At 70.0% G+C, this 20,982-nt stretch carries 17 protein-coding genes; 10 read left to right on the top strand and 7 right to left on the bottom strand.

The genetic code is table 11. The features are described from left to right. The first annotated feature begins 30 nt into the window (after window positions 1-30). The 5 genes from AB0J93_RS12195 to AB0J93_RS12175 all read left to right on the top strand — a co-directional run bounded on the left by AB0J93_RS12195 (window position 31) and on the right by AB0J93_RS12175 (window position 5,987). Window positions 31-3,102: a BTAD domain-containing putative transcriptional regulator gene (locus AB0J93_RS12195; protein WP_363920998.1), complete on the top strand. Its 3,072-nt coding sequence runs from the start codon at window positions 31-33 to the stop codon at window positions 3,100-3,102. Window positions 3,103-3,337: 235 nt separating this feature from the next. Then, complete coding sequence (gene moaC / locus AB0J93_RS12190; RefSeq protein ID WP_363920996.1) at window positions 3,338-3,829, top strand: cyclic pyranopterin monophosphate synthase MoaC; 492 nt, start codon at window positions 3,338-3,340, stop codon at window positions 3,827-3,829. Further along, window positions 3,826-4,308 carry a MogA/MoaB family molybdenum cofactor biosynthesis protein gene (locus AB0J93_RS12185; RefSeq protein WP_363920994.1) on the top strand — a complete coding sequence of 161 codons (483 nt, stop codon included), beginning with the start codon at window positions 3,826-3,828 and terminating at the stop codon, window positions 4,306-4,308. Before moaC ends, AB0J93_RS12185 begins: the two co-directional genes overlap by 4 nt. Window positions 4,309-4,317: 9 nt before the next feature. Beyond that, window positions 4,318-5,574 (top strand): molybdopterin molybdotransferase MoeA, encoded by a 1,257-nt coding sequence (locus AB0J93_RS12180; protein WP_363920992.1) that lies wholly within the window; start codon window positions 4,318-4,320, stop codon window positions 5,572-5,574. Further along, window positions 5,568-5,987, top strand: coding sequence for a molybdenum cofactor biosynthesis protein MoaE (locus tag AB0J93_RS12175; RefSeq protein ID WP_363920990.1), 420 nt, complete (start codon window positions 5,568-5,570; stop codon window positions 5,985-5,987). Before AB0J93_RS12180 ends, AB0J93_RS12175 begins: the two co-directional genes overlap by 7 nt. An 8-nt stretch (window positions 5,988-5,995) precedes the next feature. Here the strand turns inward: AB0J93_RS12175 and AB0J93_RS12170 are convergent, their stop codons facing one another. Next, on the bottom strand, window positions 5,996-7,438 hold the full coding sequence (locus AB0J93_RS12170; RefSeq protein WP_363920988.1) for a glycosyltransferase 87 family protein: 1,443 nt from the start codon (window positions 7,436-7,438) through the stop codon (window positions 5,996-5,998). A 233-nt stretch (window positions 7,439-7,671) separates the two neighbouring features. After that, entirely contained in the window at window positions 7,672-8,217 is a 546-nt protein-coding gene (locus AB0J93_RS12165; RefSeq protein WP_363920986.1) for a DoxX family protein, read from the bottom strand. A gap of 137 nt (window positions 8,218-8,354) precedes the next feature. On the opposite strand from AB0J93_RS12165, the gene AB0J93_RS12160 reads away from it, so the two are divergent. The 3 genes from AB0J93_RS12160 to AB0J93_RS12150 all read left to right on the top strand — a co-directional run bounded on the left by AB0J93_RS12160 (window position 8,355) and on the right by AB0J93_RS12150 (window position 12,078). Further along, window positions 8,355-8,900 carry an N-acetyltransferase gene (locus tag AB0J93_RS12160; protein WP_363920985.1) on the top strand — a complete coding sequence of 182 codons (546 nt, stop codon included), beginning with the start codon at window positions 8,355-8,357 and terminating at the stop codon, window positions 8,898-8,900. A gap of 118 nt (window positions 8,901-9,018) precedes the next feature. Beyond that, window positions 9,019-10,473 carry a polysaccharide pyruvyl transferase family protein gene (locus AB0J93_RS12155; protein ID WP_363920983.1) on the top strand — a complete coding sequence of 485 codons (1,455 nt, stop codon included), beginning with the start codon at window positions 9,019-9,021 and terminating at the stop codon, window positions 10,471-10,473. A 150-nt stretch (window positions 10,474-10,623) separates the two neighbouring features. Then, window positions 10,624-12,078, top strand: coding sequence for a polysaccharide pyruvyl transferase family protein (locus AB0J93_RS12150; protein ID WP_363920981.1), 1,455 nt, complete (start codon window positions 10,624-10,626; stop codon window positions 12,076-12,078). 57 nt (window positions 12,079-12,135) lie between these two features. Here the strand turns inward: AB0J93_RS12150 and AB0J93_RS12145 are convergent, their stop codons facing one another. Next, window positions 12,136-12,426, bottom strand: coding sequence for a hypothetical protein (locus tag AB0J93_RS12145; protein WP_363920979.1), 291 nt, complete (start codon window positions 12,424-12,426; stop codon window positions 12,136-12,138). A gap of 245 nt (window positions 12,427-12,671) precedes the next feature. Between AB0J93_RS12145 and AB0J93_RS12140 the strand changes: the two genes are divergently transcribed. Together AB0J93_RS12140 and AB0J93_RS12135 are read left to right on the top strand one after the other, a co-directional pair. Further along, window positions 12,672-13,439: a helix-turn-helix transcriptional regulator gene (locus tag AB0J93_RS12140; protein ID WP_363920977.1), complete on the top strand. Its 768-nt coding sequence runs from the start codon at window positions 12,672-12,674 to the stop codon at window positions 13,437-13,439. Next, complete coding sequence (locus tag AB0J93_RS12135) at window positions 13,436-13,630, top strand: DUF397 domain-containing protein (protein ID WP_363921523.1); 195 nt, start codon at window positions 13,436-13,438, stop codon at window positions 13,628-13,630. Before AB0J93_RS12140 ends, AB0J93_RS12135 begins: the two co-directional genes overlap by 4 nt. A gap of 320 nt (window positions 13,631-13,950) precedes the next feature. Here the strand turns inward: AB0J93_RS12135 and AB0J93_RS12130 are convergent, their stop codons facing one another. The 4 genes from AB0J93_RS12130 to AB0J93_RS12115 all read right to left on the bottom strand — a co-directional run bounded on the left by AB0J93_RS12130 (window position 13,951) and on the right by AB0J93_RS12115 (window position 20,977). Beyond that, the gene (locus AB0J93_RS12130) at window positions 13,951-15,192 is read right to left on the bottom strand and encodes an ATP-binding protein (protein WP_363920975.1); all 1,242 of its coding nucleotides are present in this window, start codon (window positions 15,190-15,192) and stop codon (window positions 13,951-13,953) included. 134 nt (window positions 15,193-15,326) lie between these two features. Continuing rightward, a complete protein-coding gene (locus AB0J93_RS12125; protein WP_363921521.1) occupies window positions 15,327-15,806 on the bottom strand; it encodes a hypothetical protein in 480 nt (159 codons plus the stop codon). Between the two features lie 600 nt (window positions 15,807-16,406). Beyond that, window positions 16,407-19,607, bottom strand: a complete 3,201-nt coding sequence (locus AB0J93_RS12120; RefSeq protein WP_363920973.1) for a UvrD-helicase domain-containing protein — start codon at window positions 19,605-19,607, stop codon at window positions 16,407-16,409. A 62-nt stretch (window positions 19,608-19,669) separates the two neighbouring features. Beyond that, window positions 19,670-20,977: a metallophosphoesterase gene (locus tag AB0J93_RS12115; RefSeq protein WP_363920971.1), complete on the bottom strand. Its 1,308-nt coding sequence runs from the start codon at window positions 20,975-20,977 to the stop codon at window positions 19,670-19,672. Window positions 20,978-20,982: the final 5 nt, after the last annotated feature.

The following is a 20,982-nucleotide window of genomic DNA, read 5'->3' as shown; positions in this document are numbered from 1 at the left end:
CGAATGCCTGCCTCACAAGGGGTTCGAAAAGTGAAGATTGAGGTGCTTGGCGGCTTTCGGGTCTCATTTGGTTCGTCCGAGGTGGACCTCGGCACGCCGAAGCAACGAACCGTTCTGGCCGAGCTGGTGATGAACTCGGGACGGACGGTAGCCATAGAGGAACTGATCGACGAGATCTGGCCGGAGGGCCCACCGCGTTCGGCCGTACCGAATGTCCGGACCTACGCCGCAAACCTTCGACGTACCTTCGAGGCGCACGAAGCTGGCCAGGGGGTGCTGGTACGTCAGCGCGGCGGGTACCGCCTGGAGGTCGCGACCGACGACGTGGATCTGTTCCACTTCCTTGACCAGGTTGAGCGGGCCCGTCAACGCAACCACCGCGACGACCCGGAGACGGCGCGGTCGTTGCTGAGCGGGGTGATGCCCCTCTGGCACGGGCCACCCCTGCTGGGTGTGCCTCTCGGGGCCTCGCTGGCTGCTCATGTGGCCGCCGCCCAGGAACAGCACCTTCTCGCCGTGGAGCTCCTCGCGGACCTCCACCTCGCAGCGGACCGCGTGGAGGAGGCCCTACCGCTGCTGTGGCGAACGGTCGCGACCCATCCGATCCGAGAGCCGGCGCTGCTGCTGTTGATGAGGGCGCTGCATCGGCGCGGCGACGTGGCCGGCGCGATCTCGGTATTTCGATCCGCGGCCCGAGTCATGAGGGCCGAACTCGGCGTCGAGCCGGGATCCGATCTTCGGCGACTGCATCAGGAGATGGTCGGGCACCGAGCGGCTGCGGTATCGGCGTTCCCCTCCAGGGGTTCCGGGGACAGCGACGATTCGAGCGCGTTGCACTCGACGACGCCTGACATCGATGGGATCGACTGGGACTGGCTGCCCAGACCTGTAGCTCACTTCGTTGGCCGGGAGGCCCTCGTCGACCGAATGATCGGCCGGAGCCGAGCCGCCGCAGGCCCGGCACCCGTCGTTCACCTGATCGACGGGATGGCCGGAAGCGGCAAGACGACCCTCGCCGTGCAAGTCGCCAGGCATCTGGCGACCTCGCACCCGGATGGTCGACTCTTCATCGACCTGCGCGGTCACGATGAGGGCAACGTGATGGATCCCGCCACTGCCCTCGTGGTGCTTCTCCGACAGTTGGGTGTTCCGGCTCCTCGAATTCCAGTTGACATCGATGAGCGGCGAGGGTTGTGGCGTAGGGAACTGTCCGTTCGCCGTGCGGTCGTCGTTCTCGACAATGCGGCCGACAGCGAGCAGGTGGCTTCGCTGTTACCAGTCACGGCGTCTTCGGTAATACTGATCACTTCTCGTCGGCGACTCCTCGACCTGGATGTAGGGCCTCCGGAGTCCCTATCGGTGCTGTCGTCAGAAGAGGCTGTCCGGCTGCTCGCGGTCAGCGCTGGAGAAGAGCGGGTAAATGCAGAACCTGAATCCGCTGCGGAGATAGTCCGCAATTGTGGTTACCTGCCGCTGGCAATCCGGCTGGTCGGGTCGCGGCTGGCTCACCGGCGCAACCGTCGGCTGGTTGACTTGGCCGCTCGCCTCGCCGCAAACGAGTCAGGGTTGGCCACCTTCGGGACGGGTGAGCCCAGCGTCGCTACGGCCTTCACCGCCTCGTACGAGCCGTTGAACGAGGTGAGTAAGCGTGTGTTCCGCTTGCTTGGTGTGCATAATGGGCACTACTGCATCAGCATGGTTGCGGCCATGTCCGGGTTGTCATACGCGAAAGCTGGGCACATCCTCGATGACCTGGTGGATCGGCACTTACTCGAAGAGTCGGAAAATGGTCGTTATCGGATGCACGACCTAGTCCGACAGTACGCTCGCGAGAAGTGCCTGGAAAAAGATTCGAACGAGGCCAGAAGGGCTGCGCTTGCCAGTCTGCTTGACCAGGTCATGCAACTGTCAATCGCCGCCACGAAGTCGCTGAACAGGCTCGTCGACATTTTCGGCGACATAGGCGAAGTGGTGCCGGAGCGACCCGATCTACTGCCCGCGCCTGGGACGGTCGACATCGACTGGGTTGAACGGGAAAGGGCCAACCTGAATCTCTTCATCGAACTGGCCGCAGAAAACTCTCTTCATGGTCATACCTGGAGACTGGCTCGCGTCCTTTGGCGTTTCTACTACGTGCGGGGCTATTTTGAGGATATTCAGCTTACGCACGAGTTGGGACTCACCGCCGCACAGCAGTTGGGGAACGATCGCGCGGCCGGCATCATGAACAACTATCTCGCCTCCGCACTCACCAAGACCGGCTCGCATCACCAGGCGGTTCAGTGCTTGAAGAGTGCGCTGGCGGAGGCTGAGGCAGCAGGCCGCCGTGGAGACATCGCCCGGATTCGTGGAAACCTGAGCGTGGTCCACTGCATGGTGGGTGATTTTAGGGAGTCGATCGATCTTGCTATGGCAGCACTGCGCGACCTTCCGATGCGGCTGATAGGTCAGGTTCGGATACACCTTCCGAACGTCGGTATCGCCCTTACCTGGTTGGGTCGTTACGAGGAGGCGCTGCGGGTACATCGCCTTCATCTGCTCTGGGCACGGGTGGAAGGCGACCGGTACCAGATCGCCAACGCGTTGAGCCACATCGCCGCCGCACGGGTGCGCTTAGGGGAGCACGCTCCGGCCCTGCGGTTGCTGCGGTCCGCCATGGTGCTGTACGCCCAGACTGGTCACCGGCACGGCGAAGGCGACGCGCGCAATGTGATGGGCGCGGCGTATCGCGGCGTGGGTCTGCTTACGGAGGCCCGGCGGCAGCACGAACTGGCGCTGGAACTCACCGGCCATTCGGCCGAGCGGCAGGCGGAGTGCACGGCGCTGAACGAGTTCGGCCTGACGCTGGCGGCCGACGGCGACGTCGACGGCGCCTTGCGGGCACACCGGCGAGCGCTTGATCTGGCGGTCCGGATCGACAACCGTTACGAGCAGGCCCGGGCGTTGGCCGGTCTGGCCGAGCACCTGTTGAGCGCGGACCCGACCGAAGCCCGGCGACATCTGGAACGGGCACTGGTGCTCATCGTGCCAACCGGGGCACCCGAGCGGTTCGAGATCGAGCGCCGTCTCGCCGCGCTGAAGCAGGGCACACCGATCTGCTGATCGCCGGATCTCGCTGGCCATCGTCCTTATCGATTTCTTATCGCCAGGGTCGCTAACCTCCCGAGCGTTCGTCGACGGGGGGAGATCCGACAGTTGCCGGATCTCGTCGCGACCCCTGCCGCCGGGTCTACCCCAGCAACCCGAGGCAGGCTGGTGAGGAAGGGGCGGCGTTCCCGCGCCGCTCCTTCCGAGCTACGGAAACGTGCTGTCGTACCGCCGGGATAGGCTCGCGACCGTGACCGAACCCGCCCAGCTCACCCACGTCGACACCGCCGGCGCGGCACGCATGGTCGATGTCTCCGCCAAGCAGGTCACCGGTCGTGCGGCGACGGCCGCCGGCCGGCTGCGGACCACCCGCGAGGTGATCGACCTGCTCCGTGGGGACGGTCTGCCCAAGGGCGATGCCCTGGCGGTCGGGCGGCTGGCCGGGATCATGGGGGCGAAGCGCACTCCCGACCTGATCCCGCTGTGCCACCCGATCGCTCTGCACGGCGTCACCGTCGACCTGGCGCTGACCGCCGACACGGTCGAGATCACCGCCACCGCCCGCACCGCCGACCGCACCGGGGTGGAGATGGAGGCGCTGACCGCGGTCGCGGTCGCCGGGTTGGCTCTGGTCGACATGGTCAAGGCCGTTGATCCGGCGGCCAGCGTCGACGCGGTCCGGGTGCTCCGCAAGGAGGGTGGAAAGACCGGCCTGTGGGAGCGCCCGGAGGATCGGTCATGATCCGTGCCCGGGTGGTGGTGGCCTCCAACCGGGCCGCCGCCGGTGTCTACGCCGACACCAGTGGCCCGCTCCTCGTCGCCGGTCTGCGGGAGTTGGGCTGCACGGTGGGCGAACCGGTGGTCGTGCCGGACGGTGAGCCGGTCGGCCAGGCGGTCCGGGCGGCCGTGGCCGACGGCGTCGACGTGGTGCTGACCAGTGGTGGCACCGGGATCACCCCCACCGATCGCACTCCCGACGTGACCCGGGCCCTGCTCGACTACGAGATTCCCGGCATCGCCGAGGCGATCCGCGCACACAGCCGCGACAAGGTGCCCACCGCCGCGCTGTCCCGTGGGGTGGCCGGCGTGGCCGGCCGCACGCTGGTGGTCAACCTGCCCGGCTCGACCGGCGGAGCACGGGACGGTCTCGCCGTACTGGGGCCGATTCTGGCCCACACCATCGACCAGTTGCGTGGTGGCGACCACCCGGCGGCCGGTTAGGCTCGGCCGGTGAGAACGGAAACCGCCTCCACCGACGAGGTCTCCGCGTCACCTCCGGTCGACTGGGCGCAGGCCCGGTCCCGGGTGCACGCGGCCGGGCTGGCCGCCGCGCTGCCCGCCGTCGAGCGTCCACTCGCCGAGACCGACGGGCACACCCTCGCCGAACCACTCACCCCCCGGACCGACCTGCCGGCGTTTCCGACGTCGAGTGTGGACGGCTGGGCGGTGCGCGGTGCCGGCCCCTGGCGAGTCGTCGGGCGGGTCCTCGCGGGTGGTGCGCCCGCCCCGTTGACCGAGGACGGGACGACGGTCGAGATCGCCACCGGGGCGATGGTGCCGACGGGTGCCTCGGCGGTGCTCCGGGTGGAGGAGTCGAGGCGTACGCCGGAGGGGTTGGTCGACGGCGTGCCACGCGCCGCGCCGGAATGGCGGCAGCCCGGCGAGGAGGCCACCGCCGGTGAGGAACTGCTGCCGGCCGGGACGCCGGTCGACCCGGCGGTGATCGGCCTGGCCGCCTCCTGCGGCCACGACACCCTGCGGGTACGCCGGCAGCCCCGGGCCGCGTTGCTGGTCTTCGGCGACGAGCTGCTCACGGCAGGTCCGCCGGGCGGCGGCCGGGTCCGCGACGCGTTGGGCCCGGCGGTGCCGGGTTGGCTGCGCCGATACGGCTGCCGGATGGATCCGAACGGCGTGGTCGGCCCCGTCGCCGACACGCTGCCCGCCCATGTGGCCGCGCTGCGCGCCGCCCTGGACACCGCCGATCTGGTCTGCACCACCGGTGGCACCATGCACGGCCCCGTCGATCACCTGCACCCGGCGCTGGCGACGTTGGGCGCTGACTATGTGATCAACACGGTCGCGGTGCGTCCCGGCTTCCCGATGCTGCTGGCCCGGTTGGTCGGTGCCGACGGGCAGGTCCGATTCGTGGCCGGGCTGCCCGGCAATCCGCAGTCCGCCGTCATCGCGTTGGTGTCGCTTGTCGCCCCGCTACTGGCCGGGCTCGCCGGTCGGTCGTTGCCGACACTTCCGCACGCCGTCCTCGCCGAGCCCGTTGCCGGTCGTGGCGACCACACCCATCTGGCGCTGGTCCGACTCGACCGGGCCGCCGGGACGGCCCATCCGGTCCGGCACGTCGGTTCGGCCATGCTGCGTGGGCTCGCCACCGCCGACGGGTTCGCGGTGATCAGCCCCGGGACCACCGGCTCGGTGGGAGACCAAGTTCCGATCGTGCCGTTGCCACTGCTACCCGGGGAGCGGGCATGGTGACCGTTGTCAGCACCGTCACCGACCAGCCACTGGATCTCGCCGCCCACGAGGCGGCGGTCGCCGACCGTCGAGCCGGCGCGGTGGTGTCCTTCGCCGGGGTGGTGCGCGACCATGACCATGGACGGTCGGTGGCCAACCTGGAGTACGAAGGCCACCCGAACGCCGAGAAGGTGCTCCAGGAGGTCGCCGACGAGATCGCCGCCGACCCCGACGTGTACGCCGTGGCGGTCTCGCACCGGGTCGGCCCACTTGCCATCGGCGACGTGGCCCTGGCGGCGGCGGTCAGCACCGCCCACCGGGCCGCCGCGTTCGCTGCCTGCGCGCGGCTTGTGGACGAGGCGAAGGCCCGGCTGCCGATCTGGAAGCGGCAGGTCTTCACCGACGGCACCGAGGAATGGGTCAACTGCCCCTGACCGGTGGGCTACCGCCGTCCGTACAGCATCGACGCACGCGCCGCCCGATCGGTGTGGAACGCCGGCTCCGCACCGGGCCGCCAGGGCAGCGCGGCGACCAGCAGGATCAGCGCCAGCGCCAGAGAGTTCTCCATCAACGCGCCGAACAGGCCGTCCTGGTAGTGGGAGACCTCCGGCAGTTGGTGTTCGTACGGCCAGATCGGGGAGATCAGGAAGAGCAGGTAGAGCCCGATGGCGGCGAAGCCGTGGCGGAACCCGGTCAACGTCGGGTACCAGATCGGTGACCGCAGTGTGGAGACGCCGGGTGGCCCGCCGTACGACCCTGACGCGGATCGCACCACCGGTCCCCGGCTGGCGTCATGCCGACGGATCGCGGCGTCGGCCAGGACGATGATCGCCGGGATCACCCAGACGAGGTGGTGCGTCCAGGAGATCGGGCTGATCACGTTGGCGGTCAGGCCCACCAGCGTGAAGGCGGTCAGTTCGTCGCCGTCAGAGTGGGCATTGGACGCCCGGGACAGGCCGAGCGCCAGCACCAGCACGGAGAAGGCGAGCCAGAGCAGGCCGGGGGTCTCGATCGAGTCGTAGAGCCGGGCCAGCAGGCCGGCGAGCGACTGGTTGGGCGTCATGTCGGCGGCACCGACCCGCTCGGTCTGCCACAGCACGCTGCCGAAGTAGTCCCGGGACTCGGCGCCGACGATGCCGAAACTGCCGATGGTCACCCCGACGGCGGTGCCGATGGCCGTCCAGGCCACCCGCCACTGTCGAGTGATCATCAGATAGAAGATGAAGAGGGCCGGGGTCAGCTTGACGGCGGTGGCGAGGCCGATGCCCACGCCGGCCCACGCACCGCCGTAGACGAACCGCAGCAGCGGGCCCTCGTCCTCGGTCTGGTGCGTGCCCCGGCGCGAGCGCCAGCGCAGGGCGATCAGGTCGGCCAGGATCAGGGCGAACAACAGCAGGTTGACCTGCCCGTAGCCGAGGGTTTCCCGGGTGGGTTCGATGGCGGCGGCCAGTGGCGTCGCGATGGCCACCGTGTACCACAGTGGCCAGCCCAGCCGGTCGACGATCGGGCGCAGCAGCGCGGCCAGCACCACGGCCAGTGCGGCGATGCTCACCGCGGCGTTGACCAGACCGGCCAGGGCGACCGGCAGGTGCGCCATCGGCAGCATGGCCAGCCCGGCGAAGGGTGGGTAGGTGAAACCCAGGGTTGTGTCGGGCGCGACGAACTCGTACAGCTCGTGACCGCTCGCCCACCAGACCACCGCGCCGTGGTAGATCTTCATGTCGAAGAAGTTGTACGGACGCCCGAACGCGCCGATGGCAAGCCATGCGGCGTAGGCGACGGCCGCGACGATGCCGGCCCGTACGACTGTCCTACGATCGATCCCACGCGTTACGCGACGGACTGTGGCGAGGCGATCCAGCCCTCTACCGACGATCGTCGGCATGGCGTGGCCACCCCCGTACCAAGGTCGTCCTACCCGTCCAGGTCCAGTACGGAGCCTAGAACGGCGCCTCACGTCAGTGCCTCCCGCGTTATGCGACCGTGTCCGATCCCACACATTCTTTTGACATTTCCACCGCGTTAACGCCTACCGGGCGGTTCAGGTGATTCGCGGCCTTGGTGGGGGTGAGGATGGTTAGATCGCTGCTCAGCAGGGGTGGGGTGGGGCCGTACCGGTCAGCCGGGGAGTCGCCGAGCGGTGGCGGCGGACCGCATGGCGATCCGGGCCTCCCGACGGGCGGTCCGGACGGCGCGGCGTACCGACCGTCGTGAGTGGCCGATCCGGTGACCGGCCCGCCAGCGTAGCCCGGGCTTACCCTCCGTGTCCGCCGCGGCGAGCAACAAGCCACCGAAGAGACCGAGGTTCTTCAGGAAGTGGATCTGGTTGTTGTTCTTCGCGACCGGGTCGTCGTTGCGCCAGAAGGGGTGCCCGGCGAGGGTCACCGGGATCAGCGTGCCGGCCAGCACCAGGGCCGCTGGCCGGGTGAACCGCCCGGTGGCCAGCATCAGCCCGGCACCGAACTGCACGGCCGAGTTGGCGCGGATCAGGGTTTCAGTATCCCTGGGGATGCGCGGATCCGCCCGCTCCAGCAGCGGCGTCACCCGATCGGTGATCGGTTTCGCGGTGGGCACCAGGCGGCCGGGGTTGGCAAAATTGCGGGCGCCGCTGACCACGAAGATGCCGCTCAACATGGCGCGGGCGAGGGATCGTACGGGCGTCATGGAACAGTCATACCCTGTCCGGGCCTCTACTACGCCCCGCAACGGGGTATGTCGATCGATCGAGTGGGTCGGTGCCGCCGCGCCCGGGTTCGAGGACCGTCGTGGATGGACGTGTCTTCCGGGGTACCCTACGCCGCGTGACGACCCTGCGGCTGCGACCCGAGGACCCGGCGGACACCGGCGCGATCCGCCGGGTGCTGGCCGCAGCCTTCGCCCGACCCGACGTGGCCGTGCCGCCGGAGGTACGCCTCGTCGACGAGCTGCGCGGCAGCGATGCCTGGCTGCCGGAGCTGGCGATGGTCGCCGAGTACGGCGGAGAGATCGTCGGGTGTGCCCTGCTCACCCGGGTGCTTGTCAACTCGGGCACGGCCAGCACGCCAGCGCTGGCGTTGGGGCCGGTTGCGGTGGCGCCGCACCGGCAGCGGATCGGGCTCGGCACTTCGGTGGTGCAGGCCGCCCTGGAAGCGGCGACGGAACTCGGCGAGCGGCTGGTGGTGGTCCTCGGCGATCCGGCCTACTACCGGCGCTTCGGTTTCAGCCGGGCCGACCAGTTGGGCTTGACCAGTCCCTGGTCCGGCCTTGGTGAGCCGTGGCAGGCGCTGGTATTACCACCGACGACAAGCGGCGAGCCGCCGCCTCCACGGGGTGAGGTCATCTTCCCGCCGCCATGGTCGAAGGTCTGACCCCTTTCCGGCAGACCGGCAGCAGGTGGCGGGCGACGACGCGGTTGGCTAGCATCGAGCAACTTTCGGCTACCCCCGCACCTCGCACCCCGCACCCCGCACCCGGAGGCTCCGACCGATGACCCGTGTCCTGCTGCGCTCTGCCAAGGACCCCTTCACCCCGGTCAGCCCGGAGCACTCCCTCGCGCTGTACAAGCAGGGCATTTTCGGGCGAAACGTGGGCAACCTCGTCTTCACCGAGGCGGTACACAAGCTGATAAGCGTGCCGGGGACCGAGGTCGTGTCCAACTCGTTCCTGAGCGAACGGCCCGGCGTGGACCAGGCGTACGTGGACCGGATCAACGAGCAGTTCGACATCTTCGTGGTGCCCCTGGCAAATGCCTTCCGGCCGACCTTCCTGGAAAACCTCAAGCGCCTTACCTGGTTGATCGAGAACCTGCGGATTCCGGTCGTGGTCGTCGGCGTCGGCGTCGCGGGCGCCGGCGGGAGCCTCGACAACCCGTTCCCGCCGGCGACCGACGAGATGAGCGGGGCTGTGCGCCGGTTTGTGCGTGCGGTGCTCGACAGGTCGGCGACGATCGGCGTACGTGGCGAGATCACCGCTGCCTACCTCGCCCAGTTGGGTTTCGGTGACGACGTGGTCGAGGTCGTCGGCTGTCCGTCGCTGTTCCGAGACGGCCCGAACCTGAAGATCATCAAGCGGGTGGCCGAGCTGACGCCGGAGAGCCACTTCACGATCAACATCTCGCCGTACGTGCTGCTGATGGACGAGGTGGCGACCCGACACGCCAAGCGTTACTCGAACATGGTCTACGTACCGCAGGACGACACCGACCTCAAGCTGTTGCTGTGGGGGGTCCAGCCGGACAACGTCCGGCCAGGAATGCCGCACCACACCGACCACCAGCTCTACCGGGAGGACCGCATCCGGTTCTTCGTCGATGCCTCGACCTGGATGCGCTACCTGTCGGAGCGGGCGTTCTCCTTCGGCACCCGGATCCACGGCAACATCGTGGCGCTGGCCGCCGGGACGCCGGCCCACGTCCTGGTGCACGACAGCCGGACCCTGGAGCTGGCCCGCTACCACGACATTCCGCACACCATGGTCCCCGGCCTGAGCCCGGAGGTCGACGCCGCAGACCTCTACGCTCAGTCCGACTACACCGCGTTCAACGCCGGGCACACGCAGCGCTGGGACCGCTTTGCCGGCTTCCTGGAGCGCAACGGCATCGAGCACATCTTCCAGCCCGGAAAGGCCAACCCGGATTACGACAAGCGGCTGGACGCCGTGGGGCTGGCGCCGCCGGTGACCACACTGATGACCACCGATCCCGAAGCCAGGGAACGGATCACCGCCCGGGTGGCGGAACTCTACGCGCTGGGTGGCCTCCGCGCGCTGCGCAGGGCACACAAGCCGCATATTCCGTTCCCGCACACCGCTGCGCCGAAGGAGACGGTGGCGACCGGCGAGCGGCGGTCCGTACCGGCCGCAGTGCGGCACCTGCCGGCACCTGTGCGGTCCGCGCTGCGCCGCAGTCGCGCGCTCGCCGGTCGGCTGCGCCGCCAGTCCTGAAGACATCGCGTGCGCTGAGCCCGCGACCGTGACGGGTGCCAGGGAACTCGGGATGGTCTGATTCCTCTCGCTCAACGGGCAGGGTCGCCGGGGCGTTGTTAGCATCGAATGCCTCGGCCGACCCCACACCCCCGGCGTGGAGATGACCAGATGCCTCGTGTTCTGCTGCGTTCTGCCAAGGATCCCTTCACTCCGGTGAGCCCGGAACTCTCCCTCGCGCTCTACCAGCAGGGCATCTTCGGGCGCAACGTCGGCAACCTCGTCTTTGCCGACGCGGTGCACAAGCTGATCAGCGTGCCGGGGACCGAGGTGGTGTCCAACTCCTTCCTCAGCGAACGTCCCGGCGTGGACCACGCGTACGTGGACCGGGTCAACGAGCAGTTCGACCTGTTCGTGGTGCCGCTGGCCAATGCCTTCCGGCTGAGCTTTCTGGAGAATCTCAAGCGCCTCACCTGGGTGATCGAGCGGCTGCGGATTCCGGTCGTGGTGATCGGCGTCGGCGTCGCGGGCGGCGCGGGCAGCCTCGACGACCCGTTTCCGCCGCCGACCGACGAGCTGCGCGTGGCGGTGCGCCGGTTTGTCAGCGCGGTGCTCGACAAGTCGGCGACGATTGGCGTACGCGGTGAGTTCACCCGCGCCTACCTCGCCGAGCTGGGCTTCGGCGACGACGTGGTGGACGTCGTGGGCTGTCCGTCGCTGTTCCGCGACGGTCCGAATCTCCGGGTCAGCAAGCGGCTGCCCGAGATCACCCCGGAGAGCCGTTTCACGATCAACATCTCGCCCTACGTGAAGCTGATGGACCGGATCGGTACCCGGCATGCCAAGCGCTACTCGAACATGGTCTACGTGCCACAGGGCGACGAGGTGCTCGAACTGCTCCTGTGGGGTACCCACCCGGCCAACGTGCGTCGAGGGCTGCCGCACCACCCCGGTCACCAGCTTCACCGGGAGGACCGCATCCGATTCTTCGTCGACACCACGACCTGGATGCGGTACCTCGCCGAGCGCGACTTCTCCTTCGGCACCCGGATCCACGGCAACATCGTGGCGCTGTCCGCCGGCACGCCCGCTTACGTCCTGGCGCACGACAGCCGAACCCTGGAACTGGCCCGGTACCACGACATCCCGCACAGCCTGCTCCCCAGCCTGACGCCGGAGGTCGACGCCGCCGATCTCTACGCTCAGGCCGACTACACCGCGTTCAACGCCGGGCAGGCGCAGCGCTGGGACCGCTTTGCCGGTTTTCTGGAGCGCAACGGCGTCGAACACATCTTCCAGCCCGGCAAGGCCGACCCCGGATACGAGGCTCGGCTGGCTGCTGCGGACCTGCCGCCGCCGGTGACCACGCTGATGACTACCGATCCGGAGGCCAGAGAGCGGATCATCGCCCGGGTGGCGGAGCTGTACTCGCTCGCCGGCGTCCGGGCGTTGCGTGAGGCGCATCAGCCGCACATCCCCTTCCCGCACACCAAAGCGCTGCGCAAGGGGCTGGCACCGGGTGAACGGGTGCCCGGTCGCGCGGCCGTGCGGCATCTGCCGGTTCCGGTGCGGTCCGCGCTACATCGGAGCCGTGCGCTCGCCGATCGACTTCGCCGCCGGGTCTGAGGAATCGCGTACGCCGACGAGACCGTGACGGGTGCCAGGGAACTCGGGACGGGCGGCTCACCGGGTTGATCTCGCCGGAGGACGTCTGGCGGCGTACGGGACCGCTGGCACGTCGACCTGGCGCATCCCCGCAGGCATCACGAACAACTGGCGCTTCTCGATCGCGTCCCCGTGCCGGTCGAGCTGGTAGCAGTCGATCCACGTCCAGCCGTGCGGCGGGTGCCGGTCGGTCAACTCGCGGATCACGCGGACCAGGATCGGCGCGTGGAACTGCGGGGACGCCGCCCGGCTCAACAGATATACGCCGGGCTTGACGGTCGGAGTGCCGTCCTCCCGCCGGCCGGTCACCGGCCATCGCGGTGGGGCTGTCGTGCGGGCACGCGTGCCTCCTCGTCGCCAGGAGATCTGGGAGGGGCCGCCCCGGTAGGTGCTCGCCCGACGGGGCGGCCCCGACAAGCACGTCCAGCGAGTTCGGGGGAGTCTCCACTGGCTCGTGCCGTCCTGGTTTCCACCTTTCCGGCGCGTGGCTGCCGCATACACCGCGTATCGGAGTGGATGCTGAGTGTCCCCGGACGTTCAGGAAGGAATGCGGAATGAATCGTGCCGTCGTCGCCGCCATGACCGAGGCGGGCGAAACCGCCGACACCCTCGCGGAGCGGGTCGGTGTCGACCCGAAGACCGCCGCGCGATGGGCCAGCCATGGACGCATCCCGCGTCCGCAGACCCGGCGGCGGGTCGCCGAGGTGCTCGGACGCGAGGTCACCGAGCTGTGGCCGGACGTCCTCAAGCGGCGCGAGCCGGCGTGGTTCCGGCGGTGGATGGACATCGAGCGCGAGGCGGTGGCGCTGCGCTGGTTCGAGCTGACCTGGGTGCCGGGCCTGCTTCAGACCGAGGCGTACGCACGGGCGACCCTGGCCGGGGAGAAGTTGACCACCGACGACGTCGGGCGGTTGGTGGAGGCTCGCCTCCAGCGGCAGGCCATCCTGCGCCGCGACAGCCCGCCGATGCTGGTCGTGGTGCTGGACGAGCTGGTGTTGCGCCGGTCCGCCTACGGCGACCGCGCGCTGATGCGTGAGCAGTGTGAGCACCTGGTGGCGTGCGGCGCGCTGCCCACCACTTCGATCCACGTCGTGCCCGCGTCGGTGGGGATGTATCCCGGGCTGGGCGGGCCCTTCACCCTCGCCGAGCTGGACGACGGGAGCGTGCTCGGTCACGCCGACAGCCAGGCCGAATCACAGATCATCGATCAGGCTGCGGAAGTTGCTACCCTGGGCCGCAGGTGGGAACGCATCCGTGGCGAGGCGCTGTCACGGGCGCAGTCCCTGGACCTCATCAGGGAAGCGGCAGCAGCATGGAGATGACCGGCGCGCAGTGGCGCAAGAGCAGCAAGAGCGGCAACAACGGCGGCAACTGCGTCGAGGTCGCCGACAACCTCCCCGGCGTCGTCCTCGTCCGGGACACGAAGGACCGTGCCGGCGGCACGCTCAGCTTCCAGCCGGCGGCGTGGCGCGGCTTCGTCGAGCTGGCGAAGGCCGCCCGCCCAACCGCCTGACGCACCTCACAAGAAGCCCTCGGCCGCCCGGCCGGGGGCTTCCCGCTGTCTGCGCCGACTCGCCGCCCATCTCGACCTGAATCCATCCCCGCCGCCAGTCATCCCGTGCCGCCAGTCATCCCGTGCCGCCAGTCGGATCTGTGGCAGTGCAGGTGCCCGACACGCCGGGGTCGGAGTTGCTGCGCTGCCACAGATCGGGCGGCCAGTCGTCCGGAGGTCGTCTCCCTCGCCGGTGGCGGATGCTCGACTGGCCGACGATCAGACCGCGGGTGGGGACGTCCGGACGGGCGGTCATCCGGGCGGGCGGCCGACGGGCTGAGTCAGGCGGGCTGGGTGCGCAGGTAGCGGCCGAAATGCGGGACGGTGAAGGCGACCGTGCCACGCTCCCCGGAGTAGATCAGGCCTTTCTTGATCAACGCATCCCGAGCCGGCGAGAGGCTTGCGGGTTTGCGGCCGAGGGCTCGGGCGATCTCCGAGGTCGGCACCGCCGCGTCCATGTCGTCCCGGCCACCGCCGTCGGTCTCCCCTTCGACAAGCGACAGCGTCGCCATCGCCCGCATGTACTCCCGCTCGGCGGGGGTGGCCCGCTCGAAGCGGGAGCCGAAGAAGCCGACGGCCAGCTCCGCCTCGGCCTCCGGTGCGGCGACGCGTACGTCGGCCGGGGTGATCGGTGAACGGGGCGCATGGTCCCAGGTGGCCTTCCCGTACGCCTGCACGAAGTACGGATACCCGCCGGACTTCTCGTAGAGCAGGTCGAGGGCCTTTGCCTCGTACTCGACGTCCTCCCGCTCGGCCGGCGCGCAGAGCGCGTGGTCGGCGGCGATCCGGTCGAGACGGTCGATGCGTTGGTAGCGGAACAACCGCTCGGAGTACGACTTCGCCGCGCTCAGCACCGCCGGCAGGTGCGGCAGGCCGGCCCCGACCACGATCAGCGGCGCGCCGAGCTGCGAAAGCTCGTGGCAGGCGGCGCAGAGCGCGGAGACGTCCTCCGGGCCGAGGTCCTGCATCTCGTCGATGAAGATGGCGACGCCGGTGCCGACGTCGCTGGCGACCGAGGCGGCGTCGGTGAGCAGCTCCACCAGATCGATCTCGATGTCGCCGGAGTCGGCCCGGCCGCTGGCCGCCGGTACGTCGATGCCGGGCTGCCATCGGTCGCGCAGTTTCGGAGCGGCCCCGCCCCGACCGGTCGGAGCGCCCCGTTGGGCGAAGGCCTTGAGCACCCCGAGGAAGGCGTCGATCCGCTCCGGTGCCCGGTGCCTCGGCGCCAACTCGCGGACGGCCATGTGCAGCGCTGCGGCGATCGGTCGGCGCAGCGACTGATCCGGTCGTGCCTCGATCTTGCCGCTGCCCCAGAGCCGGTTGATCGCCTGGGAGCGCAACGTGTTCAACAGGACGGTCTTGCCGACACCGCGTAGCCCGGTGAGCATCAGGCTGCGTTCCGGTCGGCCCCGCGCGATGCGTTCCAGCACGATGTCGAAGACGTCCAGTTCCCGCCCCCGCCCGGCGAGTTCGGGCGGACGCTGGCCGGCGCCCGGCGCGTACGGGTTGCGGACCGGATCCACGCATCGCAGAGTATCGGGCCGTCTAGAGGAGAGGCTAGACATGGATAGACGGCGGTACCGGCGTGTTGCCCTCGACCAAAAACTAGTGCTGTCTAGCTTCCAAGCTAGACAGCACTAGTTTTGGTAATCGGTCGTCAGTCGCGCTGCTTGAGACAGAGCACGAAGTCGAGCGAGTCCAACTCGCTGTCGTAGAAGTACCAGTTGGTGTAGCCGTCGACCGCAGCGCACTTCTCCTCGGCGTCACGCTCGCCGCTGGTCTTGCCGTCGAAACGCCGCAGCACCTCGTACGACCTCGGCGCGCACTCACTCAGCAGCAGCCGGGGCTTGCCGCCGGCCGCCGCGTCGTTGCGTACGCACTGCCCGACCTGCACGAATCGGGGGTCGGCGGCGGCGGGATCGTCGGGCGCGGTCTCCTCATCCTGCGCGTCCGGGGTGGACGCCACCTCCTCGGTCGGTGCGGCCACCGGGGTCGGTGTCTCGTCGTCCCGCCCAGCCAGGTAGAACGCCGTCGCACCGCCCAGTACCAGCACCAGCACCGCCGCCAGTACGACGAGCATCCGTCCGCGCCGACGCTCCGGCGGTGGCGCGGGTGTGCCGGCGTACCCGGTCTCCACATCGTGCTGGTAGGCGGACTGCGCCCAGGCGTCCGATCCCGGCGGGACATGTCCCGGCCCGGACGGGCCGTACCGGCCGCCGCCGTGCCCACCGGGGTCGTAGGACTCGCCGGACCCGTAGCGCTGGCCACTGCCGTAGCCCTGGCCGTACCCGCTGTCCCGACCACCGCCGTGGTCCTGGCCGTACCCGCTGTCCCGACCACCGCCGTAGTCCTGACCGGATTCGTAGGTCCGTTCGGGAGGGTGTCCGTGGGACCGGTCGCCGTAGGGGTGACCGAACTCGTGGGTCTGGCTCGGGTCGTGGGGCGGCTGCGCGTCGGCCGACCGACCGTGGCCGTACCACTGGTCGGGTTGCGCCTCGCGCCACGGCTGCTCGCCGGGTTGCGGCTCGTGCCACGGCTGCGGGCCCGGTGGTCCGTAGTTCGCCATGCACGCCCTCCTGAGCCGTTGGGTGAAGCCGGTGGGTGGTCGCTCGACCACCGGCACCGCCAACGTCACCGTAGTGCGTACGGCAGGTCACCGGTGCGACGTCACCGTAGTGCGTACGGCAGGTCACCGGTGCGACACCGCCCGGCCGGTCGGCAACCCGACCGATCCTCGTCAGATGAGGCGTAGCTGGCGGTCCTTGGGTCGCCGAGGGCCCTCGCTGTCGCCGAGGCGTTCGAACAGGCCCGGATCCACCACGTCGAGGAATGGCGACGGGCGGCAGTCCCGCTCCGAGCCGTGCCGGAATCGGCGGGCGGCGTGGCTGACGTAGAGCCGATCCTGGGCACGGGTCAACCCGACGAAGAAGAGTCGCCGCTCCTCGGCCACCGCGGCCTCGTCGGGCGTGGTACCGGGCCAGCGCAGCGGCAGCAGTCCGTCCTCCGCACCGACCAGGAAGACCACCGGAAACTCCAGACCCTTCGCGGCGTGCAGGGTCAACAGGGTGACCGCCTCGGCACGCGGATCGAGCGCGTCCACCTCGGCCCCGGTGGCGAGCTGCGACAGGAACATCTCCAGGTCGTCACCGCAGCGACGGGCCAGCGGCGTCAGCAGGTCGACGGCGGTCCGCACATCCTCCGGACGTACCCCGCCGGACCCGTCCAGGGTCGGGGCGGCGAACCGGTCCGCGAGCACCTGGCCGACGAGGCGTACCCGCGCGGGCAGGGCACCCTCGACGCCGGGCGCGTGCCGTAGCTCGCGAGCGATGGCGGCCACCCCGGGCCGGTCCCGCAGCCGGTCGTGCGAGCGCTTCTGCACCGGGATGTTGGCCCGGGCCAGGGCGTCCACGATCGGCGCGGCCTGCGAGTCGGTGCGGTACAGCACCGCGATGTCCGAGAAGGACAGCGTGGTCGACCGTCCGTCGATCCGGCCGGAGTCCAGCGACCGGTGGGACAAGCCGCCGACCAGCTCGTCCACGGTGCGTACCACGAAGTCGGCCTCGTCGGCGACGGAGGCCGCAGCGTACCGGCCGACCAGCGGCGCCTCCGGGTCGAGCCGGGCCGGATCCAGCCGGCGACCCCGTACCAGCGATGACGGCGCGATGGCCTGCACCGCAGCGGCCAGGATCGGCGCGGAGGACCGGTAGTTGCGGTTGAGCCGGACCAGCCGGGCGTCGGTGAAGTCCTGCGAGAAGCGCAGGAAGTACCCGACGTCGGCGCCCCGGAACGAGTAGATCGCCTGGTCCGGGTCGCCGATCGCGCAGAGGTTCCCGTCGGCCGGACTGAGTAGGCGGAGCAGCTCGTACTGCACCGCGTCGACGTCCTGGTACTCGTCCACGAAAATCCACTGCCACCGCTGCCGGTACCGGTCGACAAGCCTCCGGTCCTCGCGCAGCAACGCCACCGGCAGGGTGAGCAGCTCGTCCAGGTCCACCAGGCCCTGCTTACGCAGCAGCGCGGTGTACCGGGCCGGATCGTCCCCGGCATCGGTCCGCGCGGCGGCCCGGTCCGCGTCGTCGGCGATCCGGAAGCTGTCGGGCAGACCGGCGGCCTCGGCGTTCTCCCGCAGGATGGTCAGCCCGAGCGAGTGGAAGGTGCCGACGGTGACGTCCTCGGCAACCGGGCCGAGCAGACCGTCGAGGCGGTGGCGCAGTTCCTCCGCGGCCCGCCGGGTGAACGTGATGGCCAGGCATCGCTCGGGGAAGACGTTCAACTCGGCGCAGAGATAGGCGATGCGGTGGGTCAGCGTCCGCGTCTTGCCGGTGCCCGGACCGGCGACGATCAGCAGCGGGCCACCGGGCGCCGAGGCGGCTACCCGCTGCATCGCGTCGAGCCGGTCGAGCAGGCCGGTGCCGACCTCCTCCATGCCGGCGAGCATCGGTTCGAACGGTTCGTGCGGGGAGGGTGCCGGCGCGATCGGCGGTGCCGGGGCCGCCGGCTTGCGCCTCGGCTCGGGCTTCGCCGACGGGCGCTTGACACCGGCCGTCGTCTTCGCCGCGGCCTCCGGAGCGCGCCGCTGCGTGGGCACCGGTACGTCGAACAGCGTCTCCTGCCCGGCGGACACCCCGGCTCCGCCGCCCAGCTCGGTCGGGTCGAACAGGGTGATCACGCCGTACTCGCCGTCGTACCCCGGCACCCGGCGGACCTCACCGCGACGGAGCCGGCCGATGCCCTCGGCGAGCAACTCGCCGCCGACCCGGCCGATCTCGTCAAGCGGAACCCGGGTCAGGATCTCCAGCTCGGGGCCGAGCGCGGCGACCAGCTCGGTCAGCTTCCCCTCGACCCGCTTGGAGCGCGGACCGACCTTGTTGATCTCGCCGAGGATCTCGGCGAGCTGGATCAGGTGGGTCACCTCGGGGGCGTGCTGTGGCCGGTAACCCTCGGGCCGGTCGGCCAGATCCTCGACCCGGCTCAGTACGCCCACCGTCAACGGCTTGCCGCACTCCGGGCAGCGTCCGCCGGCCGCCCGGGTCCGTTCCGGTGCCCAGTTCACCCCGCACAGCCGGTGGCCGTCGGCGTGGTACTTGCCCTCTTCCGGGAAGAACTCGATCGTCCCGGCCAGCCCGTCACCGGTACGCAGCGCCTCCCGGATGCCGAAGTAGTCCCGGGCCGAGGCGAAGACCGTGGCCTCGCGGGCGAGCGCGGGTGGCGAGTGCGCGTCGGAGTTGGAGACCAGCCGGTAGCGGTCCAGGCTGCCCACCCGCCAGTTCATCTCCGGGTCCGAGGAGAGCCCGGTCTCCACCGCGAAGATGTGATCGGCCAGGTCGGCGTAGCAGTCGGCGATCGCGTCGAAGCCGGACTTCGAGCCCAGGGCCGAGAACCACGGGGTCCAGATGTGCGCCGGTACGAGGTACCCGTCGCCGCTCGCCTCCAGCGTGATCTCCAGCAGATCGCGCGAGTCCAGACCGAGGATGGGCCGGCCGTCCGAGCCGAGGTTGCCGATCCGGCCGAGCGCGGCGTTGAACCGACCCACCGCGTCCAGGTCCGGCAGGTAGATCAGGTGGTGGACCTTGCGCGTCCGCTCGTCCCGCTTGTAGATCGTGGAGATCTCCACGCTGAGCATGAACCTGACCGGATCGCTCTCCGCCTCGCTGGCCAGCCGGGGTGGCAGTCGACGGGCGATGTCCCGCTCCGCGTCCGGTGACAGCCGGTACAGGCCCGGCTCAGCCGGGTGCAAGGTCTCCCGCAGATGGTCGTACCAGGCGGGGTGGGTGAAGTCACCGGTGCCGAGCACCGCGATGCCCTTGCGTCGCGCCCACCAGCCGAGGTTCGGCAGGGTCAGGTCGCGGCTACAGGCCCGCGAGTATTTCGAGTGGATGTGCAGGTCCGCGACGAAGGGCGGAAGGCCACCGGGGGGTACGGCGCTGAACGGGGGCACGCCGCATCCTGCCACGACCGGCCGCGCTCCCGCGCGGCGCCACGCACGGAAGGTGAGCTGCGCTATGCCGAACGAAGCTCGACGAGGGTGACCTGAGGCTCCGCGCCGACCCGTACCGGCGGCCCCCAGAAGCCGGCGCCGTTGGTCACGTAGACCTTCGTCCCGTCCACCTCACCGAGCCCGGAGACGACGGGCTGTTCGAGCCGGACCAGCAGGTTGAAGGGAACGATCTGGCCGCCATGGGTGTGGCCGGACAGTTGCAGGTCGACCCCGTACCTCGCCGCCTCCAGCGCGGCCACCGGCTGGTGGGCCAGCAGCACCACCGGCCGGGACGGGTCGCGGTCGCCAAGTGCGGCGTCGTAGTCCGGCGGCGCGGAGACGCCGCTGCCGACGGCGGAGACGTCGTTGACGCCGGCCAGGTCGATCACTCCACCAGGAGTGGCGATCTCCAGCCGCCGATTCTGGAGCACCCGCAGCCCGAGTCGGTCGACCTCGGCCACCCACTCCTCCACGCCTGAGTAGTACTCGTGGTTGCCGGTGACGAAGTAGCTGCCGTACCGCGAGCGCAGGCCGCGCAGCGGTGCCGCGTCGTCGCCCAACTCGGCGACCGTGCCGTCGACCAGGTCGCCGACCACGGCGACAATGTCGGCGTCCAGCCGGTTGATGGCGGCCACGATCCGCTCCGTGTGCGCCCGGCCGGTAAGCGGCCCGATGTGAATGTCCGACACGGTGGCGATGCGCAGACCGTCCATGCTGCGGGGCAGCTTGGCCAGCGGGATCTGCACCCGGTCCAGCCGGGGCGGACCCATCGCGGTGCGTACGCCGTAGCCGACCAGGCCGGTGGCGGTGAGCCCGGCGAAGATCGCGGCCCCACGGGCGAGCAGCAGACGGCGGCCCGGGTCGTGGTCGGGACCGACCGCGCCGGCGACCGGTGGATCCGCCGGATCATCGCTCGCCGGTGGGGGCGGCGCGGTCGACTGGTCGGTGCCGCCCGGCCCGTCGGTCGACAGCCCGGGGAGGGGCCCGCTGGCCACGCCGGTCAGAACAGGCTCCGGCCGGGCCACACCCGACCGGCGGCGCAGCACCAGCCGCGTCACCAGCATCGGGACTTCCAGCACGACGAGCAGCACCAGCAGGTAGAACATCAGCGCGAGCCACAGGTAGCCCGGCCAGGCGAGCCAGTACATTCCGGCGCGCGTGCCGATCATGGTCGCCGGCACCAGCAGGGCCAGCACCACGGCGGTGACCGTGCCGGCCCGCCGCAAGCGTCCGGCGGTGGTGGTGTCCTTGACCAGGCGTTTCCACAGGTAGAGATGGATCAACCCGGTGATCACGGCAAGGGTGGTCACGAAGCCGAGTACCGCGAACACGTGTG

Origin of the sequence: Micromonospora sp. NPDC049374, assembly GCF_040677165.1 — a bacterium.
Classification (GTDB): domain Bacteria; phylum Actinomycetota; class Actinomycetes; order Mycobacteriales; family Micromonosporaceae; genus Micromonospora.
The sequence above is the reverse complement of the archived record's forward strand: the minus strand, read 5'-3'. Positions and strand labels throughout refer to the sequence as shown.

Excerpts from the sequence above, each read along its gene's own strand:
- AB0J93_RS12175 (WP_363920990.1), top strand. The coding sequence starts at position 5,568 with ATGGTGACCGTTGTCAGCACCGTCACCGACCAGCCACTGGATCTCGCC.
- AB0J93_RS12170 (WP_363920988.1), bottom strand. The coding sequence starts at position 7,438 with ATGCCGACGATCGTCGGTAGAGGGCTGGATCGCCTCGCCACAGTCCGT.
- AB0J93_RS12135 (WP_363921523.1), top strand. The coding sequence starts at position 13,436 with ATGACCGGCGCGCAGTGGCGCAAGAGCAGCAAGAGCGGCAACAACGGC.
- AB0J93_RS12185 (WP_363920994.1), top strand. The coding sequence starts at position 3,826 with ATGATCCGTGCCCGGGTGGTGGTGGCCTCCAACCGGGCCGCCGCCGGT.
- AB0J93_RS12150 (WP_363920981.1), top strand. The coding sequence starts at position 10,624 with ATGCCTCGTGTTCTGCTGCGTTCTGCCAAGGATCCCTTCACTCCGGTG.
- AB0J93_RS12155 (WP_363920983.1), top strand. The coding sequence starts at position 9,019 with ATGACCCGTGTCCTGCTGCGCTCTGCCAAGGACCCCTTCACCCCGGTC.
- AB0J93_RS12140 (WP_363920977.1), top strand. The coding sequence starts at position 12,672 with ATGAATCGTGCCGTCGTCGCCGCCATGACCGAGGCGGGCGAAACCGCC.
- AB0J93_RS12165 (WP_363920986.1), bottom strand. The coding sequence starts at position 8,217 with ATGACGCCCGTACGATCCCTCGCCCGCGCCATGTTGAGCGGCATCTTC.